We start from the raw sequence: 524 nt of genomic DNA on the forward strand, positions 1-524 counted from the left end.
ATCACGTTGAGGGTGAAGCCGCACATATACATCACGCCGAAGGTGCCGATCAGCGCGATCGGCAGCGTCAGGCCGGTAATTACCGTGCTGCGCCACGAGCCCAGGAACAGGAACACGATCGCCACGGTCAGGAACGCGCCTTCCAGCAGCGTGGCGCGCACCTTCTTCACGCTGCGGCGGATGCCGCGCGCGGTGTCGTTGACCACGTTGAGCTGCACGCCGGCGGGCACCAGCTTGCGTACCTCGTCGGTCATGCGCACCAGGCCGTCGACGGTATCGACGGTGTTCTGGCCCTGCGCCTTCACCACCGACAGGAACAGCGCGCGCTTGCCATCGAGCAGCGCCAGGCTTTCCTGTTCTTCCTGGCCGTCGCGCACGTCGGCAATCTCGCCCAGCGTCACTGGCTGGCCGGCGCGGCGCGCCACGATGATCTGGCGGAAGGCGTCGGGCGTGGGCACGCGGCCCTTGATCTGCACCACGGTCTCGGTGGACGAGGAGCGCAGCTCGCCCGCGGGCAACTCCTG

1 protein-coding gene is annotated in these 524 nt (G+C 67.7%); it reads right to left on the bottom strand.

Annotation, left to right across the window (positions count from 1 at the left end; all coding sequences use genetic code 11):
• The coding region (locus J8I82_RS37920; protein ID WP_209765778.1) for an efflux RND transporter permease subunit at positions 1–524 on the bottom strand (524 nt) is incomplete at both ends.

Source organism: Cupriavidus consociatus (genome assembly GCF_017814975.1).
GTDB lineage: Bacteria > Pseudomonadota > Gammaproteobacteria > Burkholderiales > Burkholderiaceae > Cupriavidus > Cupriavidus consociatus.